The organism is Acinetobacter sp. 12966 (genome assembly GCF_031196995.1).
GTDB classification, from domain to species: Bacteria; Pseudomonadota; Gammaproteobacteria; order Pseudomonadales; family Moraxellaceae; genus Acinetobacter; species Acinetobacter geminorum.
The window spans coordinates 173,403-190,570 of record NZ_JAVIMC010000010.1 but is presented as its reverse complement, the minus strand read 5'-3'; the positions used below and the strand labels follow the sequence as shown (position 1 = coordinate 190,570).

Genomic DNA, 17,168 nt, shown 5'->3' with positions numbered 1-17,168 from the left:
TTACTTCATTGGCGTGACTCACGAAATTGATGGAATAGTGAACTATTCTATAGAGTTTTTAGTGGGTGTAAAATTTCTAGAAGCTATTTTATTAAAAAGCCCAAACATTAGATTGGGCTTTTATCTTTCAAGAATTTTACTCTTTTACGACTAAAACTTGAATCTTGGTGCTATTTAAAACATCTTGAGCAAAGCTTCCCAAAATTAGTTTTTGGAAACCTTTACGGCCATGCGAACCAATCACAATCAAATCAGAACCTAAGTCTTCTACGGCTTTCAAAATACCATCTGAAGAAATTTCACCTTGAATGATTTGAGTCTCTGCATCAATACCTTCTTCAGCACATAAAGCTTTAACTTTTGCGAGTGTTTTTTCTGCGTTGGCACGTGCTTCAACAAAATAATCTTTTACAACAGGTGAGATGTAATAAAAATCTACGCCACTAAAAGGATCTACCGCAACCAAGCTAATGGCGGTCAATTTACTACCAAATGCTTTTGCAATGTGAGCTGCTTGTCGAGCTGCTGCTAAAGAAATCTCAGAACCATCTACTGGTACAATAATATGTTGGTAATTCATGATCTTATTCCTCTTATTTACAGTTGTTATATGTATGAAGCTTTTATTAATTAAAGATTAACATATTTCATTCTTTGGAGACATCTCTTCAATTAAAAGTTATTGAAATTAAATAAAATAATTATAAATCAAATAATTGAGTTGATTACTTTGCTAGTTTTGAACTGGTAGGTAAGCTATAAACCTATAATTGTTAATATTTACATGAAAATTACAAAAAATTACGGTTCATATTTCTGTCACAGAGAAGCCGTATAACAAAATAGTAAATTAAGGGGGACTAAGGAAGATGGCAGATTTAACAGCAAAAAAAGTCAATAAACTCATTGAAGAATTCCGTCAAACAGGTAACGAACCCCAAAAATTAATTATTGGTTACAAAACGTATGCTAGACTGATGACTGAAGATAAATTTGCAGAAAAAGTTGTACCTTCACTAGAAGATTCAAAAGAACGCTTATATAAAAACCTAAAAATTAAACTTGTGACTGAAAAGCATTACTTTGAAATCAAATAAAAGTTATGTGAATTCCATCACTGTTTACTAAACTAAAGTAACATTAAATAAGTTTAATAACATGATTATTGTATGAAGATACAAATTAATAGTGTAATCAACATTTGAAAACAGCAATCGTTTATAAACTCGATAGAATAAATTGCTTTTATTTTAAGTGGTGGAATAAATTGAAATGCCAACATTCAGTGTAATTATATTTTATATTTTAGCTATATTAGGCACACTAGCTATTATTGGTGGAGTAATCAGTTTAAGTGTTTTTTTAATTATTATTGGATTAGGTCTGTTATTTGCAGCACTTTTATTAAAAAAAGAGTTTAAAATAGATGTTTTATTTTGGAAATAAATATAATGTTTATTTGTAATTTAATCTATTTATAAAATTATTTGAATATAACTGACATAAAAAAATGTCAGTTTTAAAAGTTAAATTATTTTTTATCCTAATAGAATATTTAATAGCCATTATTTGATCAAAATAATTACAAAAAAATATCTGATTAGAATGTTTTAATTTCATTTAAGTATTTAAAAATAAAAAAGTTTCATTTAGGATAAAAGTAAAGTAGTAAGACCATTTTAGCTATTAAACAATAACAAAGTGAGGTAGGCATGACTTATAAGTATGAGTATGCAGGGTTCTGGTTAAGATTTGGCGCAATGATTATTGATAGTCTTATTCTTTGTTTAGCAATTATTCCAGCCGCATGGATTTTTTATCGGGGAGATTACGACTTAGTATTTGCTACTGGCTTAAGTAGTCAGCCACAAAACTATTGGTTTGACCTGATTGTGAACTACGCATTTCCTTTTTTATATTCAGTTTTATGTTGGTTGTATTTTGCAGGTACACCCGGCAAACGTTTGATGCGATTAAAAGTTTTAGATGAAAAAACAGGTAATAAGCTCACAGTCATGCAGAGCATTATTCGATATATTGGCTATATTCCATCAATTTTAGTATTTGGTATTGGTCTTTTTTGGGTGGCATTTGACGCTAAAAAACAAGGCTGGCACGACAAAATGGCAAAAACAGTCGTAGTAAGAGAATTATAAGAAATCATAAAAAGTGTTCATAGCATTGAAAATAGGGAGCTATGAACGCTTTTTTTATTCGCTTTTTTGGGCTTTAAATTTGAGCACAACAAATACAATAATTCCGACAACCAATCCCCAAAATGCTGAGCCGATCCCGAAGAATTGAATACCCGAAGCACTACATAAAAAGGTAAATAATGCTGCTTCACGTTCTTCAATTTGAGCAAAAGCAATCGCAATGTTGTGGCTGATTGTACCAAGTAATGCAATACCAGCCAAAACTACAATAAAAATATGAGGAAAAGACATCAATAAACTTGTGAGTGTTGCAGCAAACAAACCCATTAAGATGTAGAAAAAACCACAGCTTATACCTGCAATATAGCGTTTGCTTGGGTCAGGATGGACTTGGTCGTCTAAGCTTACGGCAGCACTAATCGCAGCAATATTGACGCTATAACAGCCAAACGGTGCAAGCACAACTTGGGTTAAACCTGTCCAGCCAATGAGTTGATTTACGTGTGGTTTGTAGCCATAACTTTTGATCATGGCAATACCCGGTAAATATTGAGAAGCCATACTAATCACAAACAGTGGCAATGCTAAGCCCAAAAGTGCTGACCAGCTAAAGTCAGGACTAATCCAAACAGGTTTTGCTAAAGACCACTGAACTGTAGGCATATGAAATTCTAAAAAGATAGGGCACAGGGTAATACCTGCAATTACGGTAAATACAATGCTATAACGCGGCCATAATCTTTTTGTAATGACATAAATGCAAAGTAAGGACAAAACAAATGCCCAATCATTTTGTAAACTTGCGAAAAGTGAAATACCAAATTTGAGTAGGACGCCTGCCAGCATGGCACTAGTTAAACTTTGAGGAATGTATGACAGCGCTTTTTGAAAAATACCTGAAAAGCCTAAAATAGCTGTTAGTAAACCACCAACTAAAAAAGCACCAATCGCTTCATTTAAACTATATCCACTACCTGTTGCCATAATTAAAGCAAGACCAGCGGTTGACCACGCCGTCGCTACAGGATATTTAAATTTCCAAGAAAGGATGAGTCCTGATAAGCCAATACCCAAACCCAAAGCCCAAAACCATGAAGTGATTTGTTCAGGTGAAGCACCTAAAGCTTGAGCCGCCTGAATCACTAAAACGGCCGAAACACTAATACCAATGAGAAAGGTAATAAAACCAGCAAACACTGCTGGAATTGAAAAATCTTGAAGAATTTTTTGCATGATACGTGTTCTAAATCCAAGAAAAATTAATAGGCTTCTGCCATTGCTTCCAGTTGGGGTGAATTTAACAATTTTTTTTAAGAAGGTGCTTTCTATTTTTAGATTAAAAAATAAATAATATTTTAAAATTATAAAATAATGCTATTATTTATTTCATAAATAACAATGAATCAAGAATATTATTTTATGGAAGAGAAAGCCGAAAATTTAACACCATTAGAACTGAAAATTATGCGCGCCTTACAAGAAAATGGGCGTTTAAGTAATGCTGAATTGGCAAAACTTGTAGGTATTAGTACATCATCTTGTTGGAATCATACTCAGCGTCTTTTTAAGATTGGAGCAATCTTAGATGTCCGTGCTCGGATCAATCCTAATACGGTTCAACGTGGTACTGTGGTGTTAGTTGGTGTAGTTTTGGACCGTTCAACCCCTGACAGCTTTCAAGCATTTGAACAAGCATCGGGTGATTTGGAAAATGTTTTAGAGTGTTATCTGGTGGCGGGAGAAGTCGATTATTTTCTAAAAATTCGTGTTAAAGATTTAGCTGCTTTTAACCGATTTCATAGTGAAAAGATTATTGCCTTACCTGGAGTAAGACAAGTCAGAACTTTTTTTGTACTTAATGAAGTTAAAACAGATGGCATGCTGGACTTTTAGCAGTTCATGATGTTTTAACTTTCCAATGCAAAAACTTATTAGAGTAAAAATAATTAAATCGTTGAGGTTGCTAGTTTTAAACCAAATCCAAAAAATAGAATTCCTACTAAAAAGATACCGCTTGCTGCAATTTTATGGTTCTCTTTAAAAAATGCCGAGAGTTTAATTCCAGAGAAGATTAATGCAGTTAAATAACTAAAGCTAATGATCTGTAAAATAATTGCTAAAATTAAAAAGCTCAGAGCAGGATAAGCATAATCTGGTTCAACAAATTGAACAAAGAAAGAGAGGAAAAATAAAATCGCTTTAGGGTTGAGTAAACTAATACTGAGTGCTGTTTTATAAGGATGAACTTTATCTAAAGCAGGTAAATCAGCCATTTCTGGTTGAGTTTGATTACGTTGTTTCCAGCGTTGAATACTGCCTTGCAACAGTTTAAAACCTAAATAAGATAAATAAAGTGCACCTGTTAATTTAAGAATGACAAATACCCATGGGAATGCCTTGAGTAGAGACGCAGCTCCGAGTACTGTACATAGCATTAAAATAAGGTCACCGGTGAAAATACCGAATGCACCCATATATCCTGTTTTAACCCCGTAGCGTGAAGCAATTGACATCACATAAAGAGAATTGGGTCCCGGCAATAACACAATTAGGAATGTACCAATAATATATGTTGTTAAATCTGTTATGCCGAACACGAGAAACCCAATAAAAAAACCGATTTTTATCATGATAACAAAAATCGGCAATTTTGTATGAAAAGTGCAGTTTTTTAAGATTTTATTTCCGCATCAATTCCAAAAGACTGACGTAACAAAAGGCTTAATTGGTCACGTGCTTTAATGAATCCATCAACACCACCTTGTAAAAGCTGGAATGCCATTAAGTCATGGTTAAGCTCATCTTTAAAACTTTGTTCATCTTGAGCTGGTCTAACAATCGCTTCTGCTTGTTTTGCTTGAGATGCATCAAGTGCCGTCTCGACTTTACGGCTATCTTGTTCAAGTTGGGTAAGTAAGCTTGGCGAGATGGTTAGCAAATCACATCCAGCTAGACCAAGCACTTGATCTATACTACGGAAGCTCGCACCCATCACTTGAGTTGGAATATTTTGCTGCTTGTAGTAAGTGTAGATTTTCTTAACTGAAACGACACCTGGGTCTTTTTCGATTGGATAAGCGTCTACACCTTCAGCTTTTTTGTACCAGTCTAGGATACGGCCTACGAATGGTGAGATTAAAGTCACTTTTGCATCTGCACACGCTTGGGCTTGATGCAAACCGAAAAGGAGAGTGAGGTTACAAGCAATTCCTTCAGCTTCGAGCACTTTGGCAGCTTGAATACCTTCCCAAGTCGATGCGATTTTAATCAGAATGCGAGACTGATCAATACCATAACCTTTGTAAAGTTCACATAATTCATGGGCTTTTTGAATGGTTGCGTCAGTGTCATATGAAAGAGCAGCATCAACTTCCGTTGAAACACGGCCTTCAATCAGTTTTAAAATTTCTACACCAAATTTTACGGTTAAAATATCAATGGTTCTTTCGATTAACTCATCGTTGCTATAGCCTTCTTCTTTGGCTTGATAATAAGCATCTTCAATGAGCTCTTTACTTTCTGGTTGTTCTGCTGCTGCCGTAATCAATGAAGGATTAGTCGTTGCGTCTAATGGACGGAATTTACGAATTGCATCAAGGTCACTACTGTCGGCAACAACGGTCGTTAATGTTTTTAATTGGTCAAGTGCTGTATGAGTCATTGATATTCAACATCTTCGGTAATAAATCTTATGTTTTCTTTTATAGCACAAAGTCTATTCATGCTGTCGATATATCAATTGTTATATTTCAAAGAAAAACGTTTAGGTTCTGCATCTAATTTGAAATATTTTTAAGGTAGTGGTTGCATTCGTTGCTTACGGATATGTTCAATCAAAAATCTAGCAGCGGCACCGAGTTCACTTTCTCGGCTCCATACCAAGTCGACATAATATTCAAATCGGGGAGTGAAATCTAATAAATCCAATACCTTAAGTTTATTTTTTAATTCAGGATTTTCTTTAAACATTTCTTGAGGAAGTACACCCCAACCCAAATTGCGCAAGATCATTAAACAAGCAGAGTGGTGGTTATCGGTGCGCCAATAGTGTTTTGAAAATAGCAATTCAGGTTTTAAAGTCTCATCTCGGCTTGCAACTACAATTTGTCGTGTAGTAAGGATTTGTTCATAAGTAACCTGATTTTGGCTTGCTAGAGGATGGTTATTTGAAATAACTGGAATTAAAGCCTCACGTTTAAGCTCTACAAATTGTTCTCTGTTATCTAGATTCTCACGTTCAAACATCAGTGCAAGTTGTGCAGACCCATCTAATAACATTTGCAGAGCATCTTCTTGGGGGGCAGACACAATATTGATTTGTAGGTCAGGGAAACGATTCTCTAAAAGACAAATATAGTCGGTCCAATTGGTGTGTAAAAGTTCAGACACAATCACAATAGTTAAATTAGCTTCTAACCCTGTACTTAAGGCGTGAGCATGCTGTTTCCATTGATTCATCTCAATCAAAAGCTGAGATGTCTTTTCGTATAAGACCCGAGCCTCGTCAGTAGGGATGGGTTCACGGCCTTTACGGTCAAATAAAGTCAGGTTCAGATCAATTTCTAAGTTGGCAATAGACATGCTGACAGCCGAAGGAACTTTGCCAAGTTTACGGGCTGCTGCAGAAAAAGAGCCGGTCTCAATCACGGCTTGAAACATGAGTAGTTGTTCTTGATTAATGTTCATCTGTCAAAAAAACTGAAAGAACCTGATTGGATTAATCAATATTATAAAAATAAAATGCACATTATCCAAGTTATTATTGAGTATTTAAAAATGTTGATTTCCAAGAGAAGACTCATTCATGCAATCAGTTATGAAGGAATTTTATTGGTCATCATTGCGATTGCATTAAGTTTTATTTTTGATATGCCGATGGAAGTAACAGGAACACTCGGTGTGTTTATGGCAGTGGTTTCAGTTTTCTGGAACATGATTTTTAACCACTATTTTGAAAAAGTAGAGCATAAATATAATTGGGAAAGAACGATCCCTGTACGGATTTTACATGCGATTGGTTTTGAAGGTGGGTTGTTGCTTGCAACAGTACCGATGATTGCCTATATACTCCAGATGAGTGTTATTGATGCATTTATTTTAGATATTGGCTTAACCTTATGTATTTTGGTTTATACCTTTATTTTCCAGTGGTGCTATGACCATATTGAAGATAAATTTTTCCCAGATGCAAAAGCTGCATCACTTCATTAAGCTAATATATTGAAATGAAATAAGCACCCAAATGGGTGCTTATTTTGTTAGGGCGTTATAGAAATTATTTTTCTACAATCGCAACCACACCTTCACCACCTGCTGTACAGATCGAGATTAAAGCGCGGCCTGAACCTTTTTGATTAATCAATTTAGCAGCAGTTGCTAAGATACGACCACCAGTTGCAGCAAATGGATGGCCTGCACCTAAAGATGAACCATTTACGTTCAGTTTAGAACGGTCAATTGAACCTAAAGGTGCTTCTAAACCAAGACGTTCTTTACAGAATTTTTCATCTTCCCAAGCTTTCAAAGTAGACAACACTTGGGATGCGAATGCTTCATGGATTTCGTAGAAATCGAAGTCTTGAAGTTTAAGGTTTGCACGCTTAAGCATACGAGGTACTGCATAAGCAGGAGCCATCAATAAGCCTTCTTTAGGGCCGTTTTTACCAATGAAATCAACAGCTGCTGTTTCAGAGAAAGAAAGGTAAGCTAAAACTTCATGACCGTTTTCTTTTGCCCATTCTTCAGAAGCAAGCAATACAACAGAAGCACCGTCAGTTAACGGAGTTGAGTTACCTGCTGTCATTGTTGCAGTTTCGCCTTTACCGAAAACTGGTTTCAATTTAGCAAGTTTTTCAACTGTACTGTCTGCACGTAAGTTGTTGTCACGGTTTAGACCTAAGAATGGAGTCATTAAGTCATCAAAGAAACCACGCTCATAAGCAGCAGCAAGTTTTTGATGGCTGCTTGCAGCTAGCTCGTCTTGTGCTTCGCGAGTGATACCCCATTCTAAAGCAGTGATTGCTTGGTGCTCACCCATTGAAAGGCCAGTACGCGGTTCACCGTTGCTTGGTGCATCAAGAAGCTTTTTAAAATCAATTTTTGTTAAAGCTTTAAGGCGGTCTTTACCTGTTTTAGCTACATTGAGCTCAAGTAAAACTTTACGTAAACCATCACCTACAGCGATTGGTGCATCAGAAGTTGTGTCTACACCACCTGCAATACCTACGTCGATTTGACCAAGCGCAATTTTGTTTGCAACTACAAACGCTGCTTGTAAACCTGTACCACAAGCAATTTGAATGTCATAAGCAGGAGTTTCAGGAGCAAGATCTGTGCTCAATACAACTTCGCGAGTCATATTAAAGTCACGGCTGTGTTTTAAAACAGCACCAGCAACGACTTCACCAATACGCTTACCCTGTAAGTTAAAGCGTTCAACCAAACCATTCAATGCTGCTGTCAGCATGTCAGAATTTGACGCTTTGAAATAAGCAGTATTTGAACGTGCAAATGGAATACGGTTGCCACCAATAATTGCAACGCGGCGAACAGTGTTTTGGCTCATGGTTTTATCCTGTTGAACAGAAGTTTTGGTTTTTGTTGCTTTTGGTGCTGCAGCTACATTTGAAGATGTAGACGAGGTTTCTGAAGCAGCGCTCTTGGTACGAGGGCTACGTGCAGGTGCAGTCGTTGAACGAGTACGTGTCGTTTTTGATGTATTAGTTGCTGCTTTAGAAGTAGTGCTGTTACGCTTAGCCGTGTTAGAAGCCGACTTTGATGTATTTGACACTTTTTCCTGAGCAGAATTCTCGACTGCTGGATTTTCTTGAGTTGTTTTGCTCATAAGGCTTTTCCAAGCATAATAACGATATTCTTGTAAGCTACCTTAACACAATTCAAATAGACCTGTATTGACTAGAATGACATTGTAGATAGCATTCAGGTCAAGACATCCAAAGATGAAGTCAAGTATGATTTGGAGTAACTCTAATGAACGACTGCTTTCATATTGTTTCTATCCATCTCATAACATAATGAAGCCTGTCGTAGAAAATTCATTTCTTTGAGAGATAATAATCATGACTGATCAATACCAAGCATTTACACAATCTCCTATTGGTAAATTCGTTGTCAAAAATCTGGGTTTACCATTGCCAGTTGTATTAGAGCGTTTTGAAAGTGCTCAGCCAGTAGTGAATGGTGCAGTATTGGTTGGCGCAGCGCCGTCAAGTGTATTGTCTGGTGCGATTGCACAAGTACTTAGCAATGTTCATGCAGATAGCTATGTAGGCAATAACGTTGCTTTGCAACAAGAAGCTGCAAAAGTTGGTTTAAATTTACGTCCATTCAATGCAGGCGATAAAGAATCAAAATTCAAAGCAGTTGTATTTGATGCATCTGGTATTCAAAACTCAGAACAGTTAAATGAACTTTATAAATTCTTTAACCCGATTGCACGTCAAGTTGCGACTTCTGGTCGAGTGATTGTGATTGGTACAACTCCTGAAACTGCAAAAACTGTAAAACAAGCGATTGCTCAGCGCGCACTTGAAGGCTTTATTAAATCTGTAGGTAAAGAATTTAAAAAGGGTATTACCGCTCAAGTTGTTTATGTAGATGAAGGTGCTGCTGCAAACCTTGAATCAACTCTACGTTTCTTGCTTTCTCCACGTTCGGCTTATGTATCTGGTCAAGTGATTCGTGTATCTAAAGCAGATGTAGTTGATATTGATTGGGCAAAACCGCTTGCTGGTAAAACTGCGTTAGTAACTGGTGCAAGCCGAGGTATTGGTGAGGCAATTGCACATGTGTTGGCGCGTGACGGTGCGCATGTTATTTGTTTAGACGTACCACAACAACAAGCTGACCTTGACCGTGTAGCTGCTGACATTGGCGGTTCTACATTGGCAATTGACATTACAGCTACCGATGCAGGTGAAAAAATTAAAGCTGCTGCAGCAAAACAAGGCGGTTTAGATATTATTGTTCATAACGCGGGTATTACACGTGACAAAACTTTGGCAAACATGAAGCCAGAGCTTTGGGACTTGGTAATTAACATTAACTTGTCTGCTGCTGAACGTGTAAATGACTACTTGTTAGAAAACGATGGTCTAAATGCAAATGGCCGTATTGTTTGTGTATCATCAATTAGTGGTATTGCTGGTAACCTTGGTCAAACGAACTATGCTGCGTCAAAAGCTGGTGTGATTGGTCTAGTGAAATTTACTGCGCCTATCTTAAAAAATGGTATTACCATTAACGCAGTAGCACCTGGTTTTATCGAGACTCAAATGACTGCTGCGATTCCATTTGCAATTCGCGAAGCTGGTCGCCGTATGAACTCAATGCAACAAGGTGGTTTACCTGTTGATGTAGCAGAAACGATTGCATGGTTTGCATCAACTGCTTCTACAGGGGTAAATGGCAACGTTGTGCGTGTATGTGGTCAAAGCTTGTTGGGCGCTTAAGCACTTTTAGCTAAATAGGGGTGCTTGTGCATCCCTTTTTTATTCAAGAATCTATAAATTATAAAAGGTTAGGTATGAATACTCGTCATTTTAGCCAGCTACCAAAAGCGGCATTGGCTTATCCAAAAGTTGTGCAAGGTTTAATTTTTAAAAAGCCGAAAGGTCCAAAAATATTACCGCAAGTTGAATATGTGGTAGATACTTTAGAAATTGATCAGAATCACCTCAAAGCTTATAACGAAGTATGTGGCTTTCAAAATAATGGCTTTGTACCCGCAATTTATTTGGCGGTGCTTTCTCAAAGTTTGCAAATGCACATGATGACAGCAGAAGCCTTTCCATTTCCAATTTTAGGTTTAGTGCATATCCGTAACCAGATTAAACAAACCAGACCAATTGGTGTAACTGAAAAACTCACTCTGTCATGTAAGTTTGGGGAACTAAAACCGCATGATAAAGGTGTTCAGTTTGACTTTATTACCACGGCAAAAGTTGGCAATGAAGTGGTGATGGAAGGTTTAACGACTTATTTATCTCGCCAAAAAGTCGAGAAAAGAGTAGGTGAGAAAGCCAAAGAAGAACAAGCACCAGTTTATGTTCCAAAGGCAGAGTGGAATATTTTAGAAAACACAGGTCGCCGTTATGCGAAAGTGTCTGGTGATTTTAATTTAATTCACATTCATGCCATTACTGCAAAAGCATTTGGCTTTAAGCAAGCCATTGCGCATGGTATGTGGAGCAAAGCTAAAGCATTAGCAAACCTTGAATTACCAAATGCTTATGAAGCAGATGTGTGGTTTAAGCTGCCAATGTTCTTGCCATCAAAAGTTGAGTTTTTAACTGCCAATACAGATAAAAAGACTGATTTCTTGATTCGTAATACGAAATCCCAAAAACCGCATGTTGCAGGAACAGTAAAAGCATTATAAAAATATCAGCAGCCTGAACAGAGGTTTGGGCTGCTTTTGAGCAAAATAACAAAAAATGCAAGGAACTTCATGTGATTAAAGAGATTTTACTGGCCGATACCCATAACTATCACGGTATTTTAGATGAACGTTTTATTGATTTAGCTCACCAGTTTAGCCGTCTTCAAGATGCTAGAACAGGACAAGGTGGAGCTGCTTTAGCGGTTTATTTTAGAGGTCAGAAAGTTGTAGATATCTACACCGGTCTAAAATCACAAACTGAAGCTTGGCAACCTGACACATTGGCAGTTTGCTATTCTACAGGTAAGGGCATACTTGCAACTTTAGCGCATATTTTAGTAAGTGAATGTTTTTTAGAATACGACAAACCGATTGCGACTTATTGGCCTGAGTTTGCTCAAAATGGAAAAGAGCAAATGACTTTGCGTCATGTGCTCAGCCATCAAAGTGGCATGTTTGATGTTCGTAATATCATCGAAAGTGCGAGAGAAATGCTCGACTGGTCACATATGTTAGATGTGGTTGCAGCGACTAAGCCAAGATTTTTTGCAGGAGAGGGTAATGCTTATCAAGCTTTAACATTTGGTTGGCTTGTGGGTGGTGTACTTGAAAAAGCAACTGGCCAATCTTTAGATCAGCTCATGCAAAATTATCTTGTTGAACCATTAAAGTTAGATGGGGCATATTTTGGGACGCCTGAAAATGAGTTGGATCGTGTAGCACGTTTAATTATTCAACCAAAACCAGAAAAACCAGCGTCTACTCAAGTTGAAAAACCTAAAAAGCCACAGACGCGCAAGAGCTCACTCTCTGAAAAAATGATTACGTGGACTGGACAAGACCCTCAAGACTTTCAAGATGCCATGATTCCAAAAGGAATGAAACATCTTAGTTTCTTTAGTGACGAGGGATTGCAAGCAGTTATTCCAGCGGCGAACGGCACTTTTACTGCAAATAGTCTTGCTAAAATTTATGCGATGCTGGCAAATCAAGGTGAATGGGACGGACAGCAAATTATTCGCCCAGAAGTATTTAAAGAGCTCAGCACCATCCAAAGTTATGCACGTGATCGTGTTATGCCAATTCCGATGAATTGGCGCTTAGGATATCACCGCATTATTACCATGGGTAAACGCGCTAAAAATGGATTTGGGCATATTGGCTACAATGGTTCAGGTGCATGGTGCGATCCTGAGCGTGACCTCAGCTTTGCTTATACCCATAACTTCCAGATTGGTTCAATCACAGGCGATTATCGTTTGTGGGGACTGACTCAAGAAGCCTTACGTTGCAGCGACCAAATTTTAAAAGGTCGTAAAGGCTGGTTCTAATTTTAGTATTTTAAAGCTGGCATTCTAATCAATGCCAGCTTCTATATTTATAATAATTCTAGGCGAATAATCGCTTCGGTATGGCGCTTGAAGTCTTCTTCAGCTAAACCATGTAAACCAAGTTTATAAATCCCTTCTAATCCGCATACAAAGGCAATGAGTCGCCATGCAATGTCTGTGGAATTTGATCTGTTATTAAATTCGCCTTCTTTTTGGCCACACTCAATCGCTTGCACAATTGTTTCATGCCAACTTTGCATGGCAAGGTTATAAGCCTTTTGTATTTCAATATCTTGCTCAATCAAGAGTTCAGCTTCATTCCATAAACGTAAGTAGGGCTGAAGTCTGTCGATATTTTCTGCACCTAATAAGATGAAAAGTCTTTGAAATTGGCTGGTTGTTTGGAGAGTTTGTTCAATTTCATCGAGCTGTTCCATCAGCTTTAAAAAAGCTTCAGCTTTTAAATGAGATGCCGAAGAAAAATGATGATGAACTTGTCCGGTAGAGGTTTGTGCTTCTGTTGCGATTCTACGTACCGTCATGGCTGTAAAACCTTCAGCCAAAGCAACTTGCATGGCAGCTTGCAGAATCATTTCTCTGCGTTGATCGCGATTAAGATAGGCCATGTTTTTTCACCTGACTGAATTCGACACAAATTACATTAAAACTAAAACTTGGACAAGTGTCCAATTGTGTATATAATAACCACAATTTGAACACATGTCCAAGTTTTGGATATTGAAGAGCGTTATGCAAAAAAAATGGTTAATCCTGACAATTATCGTCCTTATTTATTTACCGGTTACGATTGATGCAACGGTGATGCATGTTGCAACACCATCTTTAAGTGCAGCATTGAATTTAACTGCCAATCAGCTTTTATGGGTCATTGATATTTATTCACTGATTATGGCGGGTTTGATTTTACCGATGGGTGCACTCGGTGATCGTATTGGCTTTAAAAAATTATTATTTATTGGAACAGCAGTTTTTGGTGTTGGTTCGTTAGCTGCGGCTTTTTCTCCAACTGCCTATGCCTTAATTGCTTCCCGTGCTGTCTTAGGGCTAGGGGCAGCGATGCTTATTCCTGCCACTTTATCCGGCATCCGTAATGCCTTTACCGAAGAAAAGCAGAGAAATTTTGCACTTGGTCTTTGGTCTACAGTGGGTGGTGGCGGAGCAGCTTTTGGTCCATTAGTGGGTGGATTTGTGTTGGAACACTTCCATTGGGGAGCTGTATTCCTTATCAATATCCCGATTATTTTAGTGGTTCTGGTTATGATTGTAATCATCATTCCTAAACAACAAGAGAAGACTGATCAGCCAATTAATTTAGGACAAGCTTTAATCTTGGTTGTAGCCATTTTAAGCTTGATCTATTCAATCAAATCGGCGATGTATAACTTCTCGGTACTTACAGTCGTGATGTTTGTGGTAGGCATAAGTACTTTAATCCACTTCATTCGAAGCCAAAAAAGAGCTACGACGCCAATGATTGATCTGGAATTGTTTAAACATCCAGTGATTTCTACCAGTATTGTTATGGCCGTTGTTTCCATGATTGCTTTGGTTGGCTTTGAATTACTTTTGTCTCAAGAGTTGCAGTTTGTCCAAGGGTTTTCACCATTGCAGGCAGCCATCTTTATTATTCCATTCATGATAGCGATTAGTTTAGGTGGTCCATTAGCCGGAATTTGTTTAAATAAATGGGGACTTAGACTTGTATCTACTGTTGGTATTTTAATAAGTGGATTTAGTCTATGGGGACTTGCCCAGCTCAACTTTTCAACTGACCACTTTTTAGCATGGACATGTATGGTCTTTTTAGGATTTAGCATTGAGATTGCCTTACTTGCTTCAACTGCTGCGATTATGTCATCTGTACCTCCGCAAAAGGCGAGTGCAGCAGGTGCCATTGAAGGGATGGCTTACGAGCTTGGGGCTGGTTTGGGCGTTGCTATATTTGGGTTAATGTTATCTTGGTTTTATAGCCGCTCAATTGTTTTGCCAGCCGAGCTTCCGTCAGACTTAATTGAAAAATCGAGTATTTCAATTGGTGAAACCATGCAATTAGCCTCTAACCTTGAAAATCCTTTAGGAGGGCAATTAATTGCAGTTGCGCAGCAAGCTTTTAGCTATGCGCATAGCTGGGTGCTTACTGTCTCAGCTATTTGTTTCTTCCTTTTAACTGTATTTGTCTGGTTTAGCTTTCCAAAGAAAGTAAATTAAAACTAAAGGATAAAAAGAGAGACTACCTTTCTTTTTATCCTTAAATATCTTTTTAATATTTTCTACATATTAAAAATTGGTTATTTAATTCTCATAAACAAACTATTCTTTAAAAAGGTTCATATTTTTATTTCAAAATGATTCAGTAGTCATGCAATTGAAATTTAATAAAAAATTAATTGTTGTGAAATTGACTGCGTAAAAATGGTTTGCTAACCTGCTATTCGAAAAATCTAAAAACAAATAAAAGAGGCTGCTGTGAATTTTAAATTAAAAACATCACTCATTATTGGAGCAATTGTTGCATCTTCACTTGTATATGCCGCAACTGTACTTTCACCAAATCAGAATAATAATAGTGGATCAATTCCATCCGGTTATTCAGATTTAGAATTTAATCTAGCAAATGGGAATTGGGTCAAAAACCTTACTTTACCAACAAGCGCTAATAATTTGGACAAAATTACAATTCGTTCTAGTGCTGCTTATAGTAGTTATTTAGATACTTCTAATACCAATATTCCGTTAGAGGTTTTAAAAATAAATAGTGGAGATGTTTATCAATTCATCTTTAATAGCAGTCAAAATAAATGGATCGCTCAGTTAGCGACTGTGAGTCCTACTAATGGTGCAACCTATGAAGTCGTTCCATTAACAACTGCATCTATGCAAAAAGTAATCATTCAAAATGACAAATGGGCACAAACCATTGCTTTACCGAGTGACGTACGTGACGGAACAACCGTACAAGTTGTTTCTACAGCAAGTACAAGTTCGGAGATTGATAAAACAAACTTACTATTCCCGAGCAGTTTTATATTAAAAAATGGATCTGAATATTGGTTTAAATATTATTCTGCTTTAGGAAAATGGGTTCCAGAATATATAAAACCACAGAAGCGAAATGTTCAGCAAATCGGAACATCTTTAGCAGCAGTAAATAGTCCACTTACCGAAGTTTCATTTGGAGATGGAAATTGGGTTTCCAATTTCACTTTGCCGACCACTGCAAGTGATAGGGATAGAATTATTATCAAGTCTACAGCGACTTGGTCTGCAAAAATTAATAATACCAATATTAATAGCCAAGCGACTTTAACGCTTAAAACAGGCGATCAATATGAGTTTATGTATGTAAGTGACAAAGGATATTGGCAGTTGATCTCTTCACCAACAAAGCTGATTGATTCTACAGCAACAATCCCTGCAACTTTACCGAATATGACTCAGCCTACTTTAAAGGTGAAACTGTCTACATCAAATTGGCAACCAACCTTACAACTACCTGCTAAAGCTCAAGTCGGCGATAAAGTTGTTATTGTGTCTAATGCATCGGCAGACACCTATATTAATGCCGCTAATGGCTTGTCTACTGCAATTAAAAATGGTGAAAATCGCCGTTTTATTTACACCGCTCAAGGCTGGACAGTAGATAGTTATACAATTGATATGTTGTTGGTTTCTAGCCCAGAGGTAAATTCAATTTTAGGAGAAAGCGCTGCAAAACTTAGAATGATTGAAGGCGTAAATTTAACGAATTTAACTGCTGAAAATTCGAATGCACGTTTTTACTTAAGAGATGTAGGTTACCTAACTTACAAAATTCCTGCTGCCACTTTAAAAGAAGCAATCTCTACTGGACGAGATGACACGACTGTACAAAATGAGCGTAAACGTGTATTGGCAGACGGTGTTTATTATCAAGGTAATGAACCAGGTGATGGCGGTTGTGGTTGGGCTTGGATTAATGCTTCTGCATATAACATGATTGGCGCAAATGATATTGCAGGTTGTTCTTTCGCGGCCATGCGTCATGAAGTCGGGCACAATCTTGGTCTGTACCATAATGGTTCAACTAATATTGGCTCAGGTTTTGCCCATCCGTTAGGAAGTACTGCAATGGGTGGCAATAATATTAATTTCTATTCGAGTCCATATCTATACAACCCGAAATATGGCGTACGTTTAGGTGTAGAAGGAAAAATTGATGCGGTCAGTGTTATTAACCTGAATGCACTGAAAATTTCTCTATATAACTAATTTCTATTTTTA

Annotated in this window: 17 protein-coding genes; 10 read left to right on the top strand and 7 right to left on the bottom strand. The window is 37.3% G+C overall.

Annotated features, from left to right (window positions below):
* Nucleotides 1–136: 136 nt before the first annotated feature.
* On the bottom strand, nt 137–580 hold the full coding sequence (locus tag RFW85_RS02585; RefSeq protein WP_002115225.1) for a universal stress protein: 444 nt from the start codon (nt 578–580) through the stop codon (nt 137–139).
* A 289-nt stretch (nt 581–869) separates the two neighbouring features.
* Between RFW85_RS02585 and RFW85_RS02580 the strand changes: the two genes are divergently transcribed.
* From RFW85_RS02580 to RFW85_RS02570, 3 genes are all read left to right on the top strand, one after another.
* Complete coding sequence (locus RFW85_RS02580) at nt 870–1,097, top strand: hypothetical protein (RefSeq protein WP_017480910.1); 228 nt, start codon at nt 870–872, stop codon at nt 1,095–1,097.
* 175 nt (nt 1,098–1,272) lie between these two features.
* Nucleotides 1,273–1,446, top strand: coding sequence for a hypothetical protein (locus RFW85_RS02575; protein WP_075384142.1), 174 nt, complete (start codon nt 1,273–1,275; stop codon nt 1,444–1,446).
* 266 nt (nt 1,447–1,712) lie between these two features.
* On the top strand, nt 1,713–2,156 hold the full coding sequence (locus RFW85_RS02570) for an RDD family protein (protein WP_005073782.1): 444 nt from the start codon (nt 1,713–1,715) through the stop codon (nt 2,154–2,156).
* A 54-nt stretch (nt 2,157–2,210) separates the two neighbouring features.
* Here RFW85_RS02570 and RFW85_RS02565 read toward each other — a convergent pair whose 3' ends face one another.
* Nucleotides 2,211–3,389 (bottom strand): benzoate/H(+) symporter BenE family transporter, encoded by a 1,179-nt coding sequence (locus RFW85_RS02565; protein ID WP_170248155.1) that lies wholly within the window; start codon nt 3,387–3,389, stop codon nt 2,211–2,213.
* 186 nt (nt 3,390–3,575) lie between these two features.
* Between RFW85_RS02565 and RFW85_RS02560 the strand changes: the two genes are divergently transcribed.
* Nucleotides 3,576–4,049, top strand: coding sequence for an Lrp/AsnC family transcriptional regulator (locus RFW85_RS02560; RefSeq protein WP_046813037.1), 474 nt, complete (start codon nt 3,576–3,578; stop codon nt 4,047–4,049).
* A 53-nt stretch (nt 4,050–4,102) separates the two neighbouring features.
* On the opposite strand, the gene leuE is transcribed toward RFW85_RS02560, so the two are convergent.
* The 3 genes from leuE to RFW85_RS02545 all read right to left on the bottom strand — a co-directional run bounded on the left by leuE (nt 4,103) and on the right by RFW85_RS02545 (nt 6,842).
* Nucleotides 4,103–4,753: a leucine efflux protein LeuE gene (leuE, locus tag RFW85_RS02555; RefSeq protein ID WP_170248156.1), complete on the bottom strand. Its 651-nt coding sequence runs from the start codon at nt 4,751–4,753 to the stop codon at nt 4,103–4,105.
* A 74-nt stretch (nt 4,754–4,827) separates the two neighbouring features.
* A complete protein-coding gene (gene tal, locus RFW85_RS02550) occupies nt 4,828–5,817 on the bottom strand; it encodes a transaldolase (protein ID WP_170248157.1) in 990 nt (329 codons plus the stop codon).
* Between the two features lie 131 nt (nt 5,818–5,948).
* Nucleotides 5,949–6,842: a LysR family transcriptional regulator gene (locus tag RFW85_RS02545; RefSeq protein WP_170248158.1), complete on the bottom strand. Its 894-nt coding sequence runs from the start codon at nt 6,840–6,842 to the stop codon at nt 5,949–5,951.
* Between the two features lie 90 nt (nt 6,843–6,932).
* On the opposite strand from RFW85_RS02545, the gene aceI reads away from it, so the two are divergent.
* Nucleotides 6,933–7,367, top strand: a complete 435-nt coding sequence (gene aceI / locus RFW85_RS02540) for a chlorhexidine efflux PACE transporter AceI (protein ID WP_309171098.1) — start codon at nt 6,933–6,935, stop codon at nt 7,365–7,367.
* A gap of 64 nt (nt 7,368–7,431) precedes the next feature.
* Here aceI and RFW85_RS02535 read toward each other — a convergent pair whose 3' ends face one another.
* The gene (locus RFW85_RS02535) at nt 7,432–9,000 is read right to left on the bottom strand and encodes an acetyl-CoA C-acetyltransferase (protein ID WP_170248160.1); all 1,569 of its coding nucleotides are present in this window, start codon (nt 8,998–9,000) and stop codon (nt 7,432–7,434) included.
* 235 nt (nt 9,001–9,235) lie between these two features.
* On the opposite strand from RFW85_RS02535, the gene RFW85_RS02530 reads away from it, so the two are divergent.
* From RFW85_RS02530 to RFW85_RS02520, 3 genes are all read left to right on the top strand, one after another.
* On the top strand, nt 9,236–10,627 hold the full coding sequence (locus tag RFW85_RS02530; RefSeq protein WP_170248161.1) for a 3-oxoacyl-ACP reductase: 1,392 nt from the start codon (nt 9,236–9,238) through the stop codon (nt 10,625–10,627).
* A 74-nt stretch (nt 10,628–10,701) separates the two neighbouring features.
* Complete coding sequence (locus RFW85_RS02525; RefSeq protein ID WP_170248162.1) at nt 10,702–11,556, top strand: MaoC/PaaZ C-terminal domain-containing protein; 855 nt, start codon at nt 10,702–10,704, stop codon at nt 11,554–11,556.
* Nucleotides 11,557–11,627: 71 nt separating this feature from the next.
* The gene (locus tag RFW85_RS02520; protein ID WP_170248163.1) at nt 11,628–12,887 is read left to right on the top strand and encodes a serine hydrolase; all 1,260 of its coding nucleotides are present in this window, start codon (nt 11,628–11,630) and stop codon (nt 12,885–12,887) included.
* Nucleotides 12,888–12,934: 47 nt separating this feature from the next.
* On the opposite strand, the gene RFW85_RS02515 is transcribed toward RFW85_RS02520, so the two are convergent.
* A complete protein-coding gene (locus tag RFW85_RS02515; protein ID WP_170248164.1) occupies nt 12,935–13,513 on the bottom strand; it encodes a TetR family transcriptional regulator in 579 nt (192 codons plus the stop codon).
* A 124-nt stretch (nt 13,514–13,637) separates the two neighbouring features.
* Between RFW85_RS02515 and amvA the strand changes: the two genes are divergently transcribed.
* Nucleotides 13,638–15,116: a multidrug efflux MFS transporter AmvA gene (gene amvA, locus RFW85_RS02510; protein WP_170248165.1), complete on the top strand. Its 1,479-nt coding sequence runs from the start codon at nt 13,638–13,640 to the stop codon at nt 15,114–15,116.
* Nucleotides 15,117–15,374: 258 nt separating this feature from the next.
* Nucleotides 15,375–17,156, top strand: a complete 1,782-nt coding sequence (cpaA, locus tag RFW85_RS02505) for a metalloendopeptidase CpaA (RefSeq protein WP_170248166.1) — start codon at nt 15,375–15,377, stop codon at nt 17,154–17,156.
* The last annotated feature ends 12 nt before the right edge of the window (nt 17,157–17,168 follow it).

What these genes read in the sequence shown, in the direction of transcription:
- RFW85_RS02585 (WP_002115225.1), bottom strand. Translation starts at nt 580, where the DNA reads ATGAATTACCAACATATTATTGTACCAGTAGATGGTTCTGAGATTTCT.
- RFW85_RS02530 (WP_170248161.1), top strand. Translation starts at nt 9,236, where the DNA reads ATGACTGATCAATACCAAGCATTTACACAATCTCCTATTGGTAAATTC.
- RFW85_RS02565 (WP_170248155.1), bottom strand. Translation starts at nt 3,389, where the DNA reads ATGCAAAAAATTCTTCAAGATTTTTCAATTCCAGCAGTGTTTGCTGGT.
- RFW85_RS02575 (WP_075384142.1), top strand. Translation starts at nt 1,273, where the DNA reads ATGCCAACATTCAGTGTAATTATATTTTATATTTTAGCTATATTAGGC.
- RFW85_RS02560 (WP_046813037.1), top strand. Translation starts at nt 3,576, where the DNA reads ATGGAAGAGAAAGCCGAAAATTTAACACCATTAGAACTGAAAATTATG.
- RFW85_RS02545 (WP_170248158.1), bottom strand. Translation starts at nt 6,842, where the DNA reads ATGAACATTAATCAAGAACAACTACTCATGTTTCAAGCCGTGATTGAG.
- tal (WP_170248157.1), bottom strand. Translation starts at nt 5,817, where the DNA reads ATGACTCATACAGCACTTGACCAATTAAAAACATTAACGACCGTTGTT.
- RFW85_RS02525 (WP_170248162.1), top strand. Translation starts at nt 10,702, where the DNA reads ATGAATACTCGTCATTTTAGCCAGCTACCAAAAGCGGCATTGGCTTAT.
- RFW85_RS02580 (WP_017480910.1), top strand. Translation starts at nt 870, where the DNA reads ATGGCAGATTTAACAGCAAAAAAAGTCAATAAACTCATTGAAGAATTC.
- RFW85_RS02570 (WP_005073782.1), top strand. Translation starts at nt 1,713, where the DNA reads ATGACTTATAAGTATGAGTATGCAGGGTTCTGGTTAAGATTTGGCGCA.
- amvA (WP_170248165.1), top strand. Translation starts at nt 13,638, where the DNA reads ATGCAAAAAAAATGGTTAATCCTGACAATTATCGTCCTTATTTATTTA.
- RFW85_RS02535 (WP_170248160.1), bottom strand. Translation starts at nt 9,000, where the DNA reads ATGAGCAAAACAACTCAAGAAAATCCAGCAGTCGAGAATTCTGCTCAG.
- RFW85_RS02515 (WP_170248164.1), bottom strand. Translation starts at nt 13,513, where the DNA reads ATGGCCTATCTTAATCGCGATCAACGCAGAGAAATGATTCTGCAAGCT.
- aceI (WP_309171098.1), top strand. Translation starts at nt 6,933, where the DNA reads ATGTTGATTTCCAAGAGAAGACTCATTCATGCAATCAGTTATGAAGGA.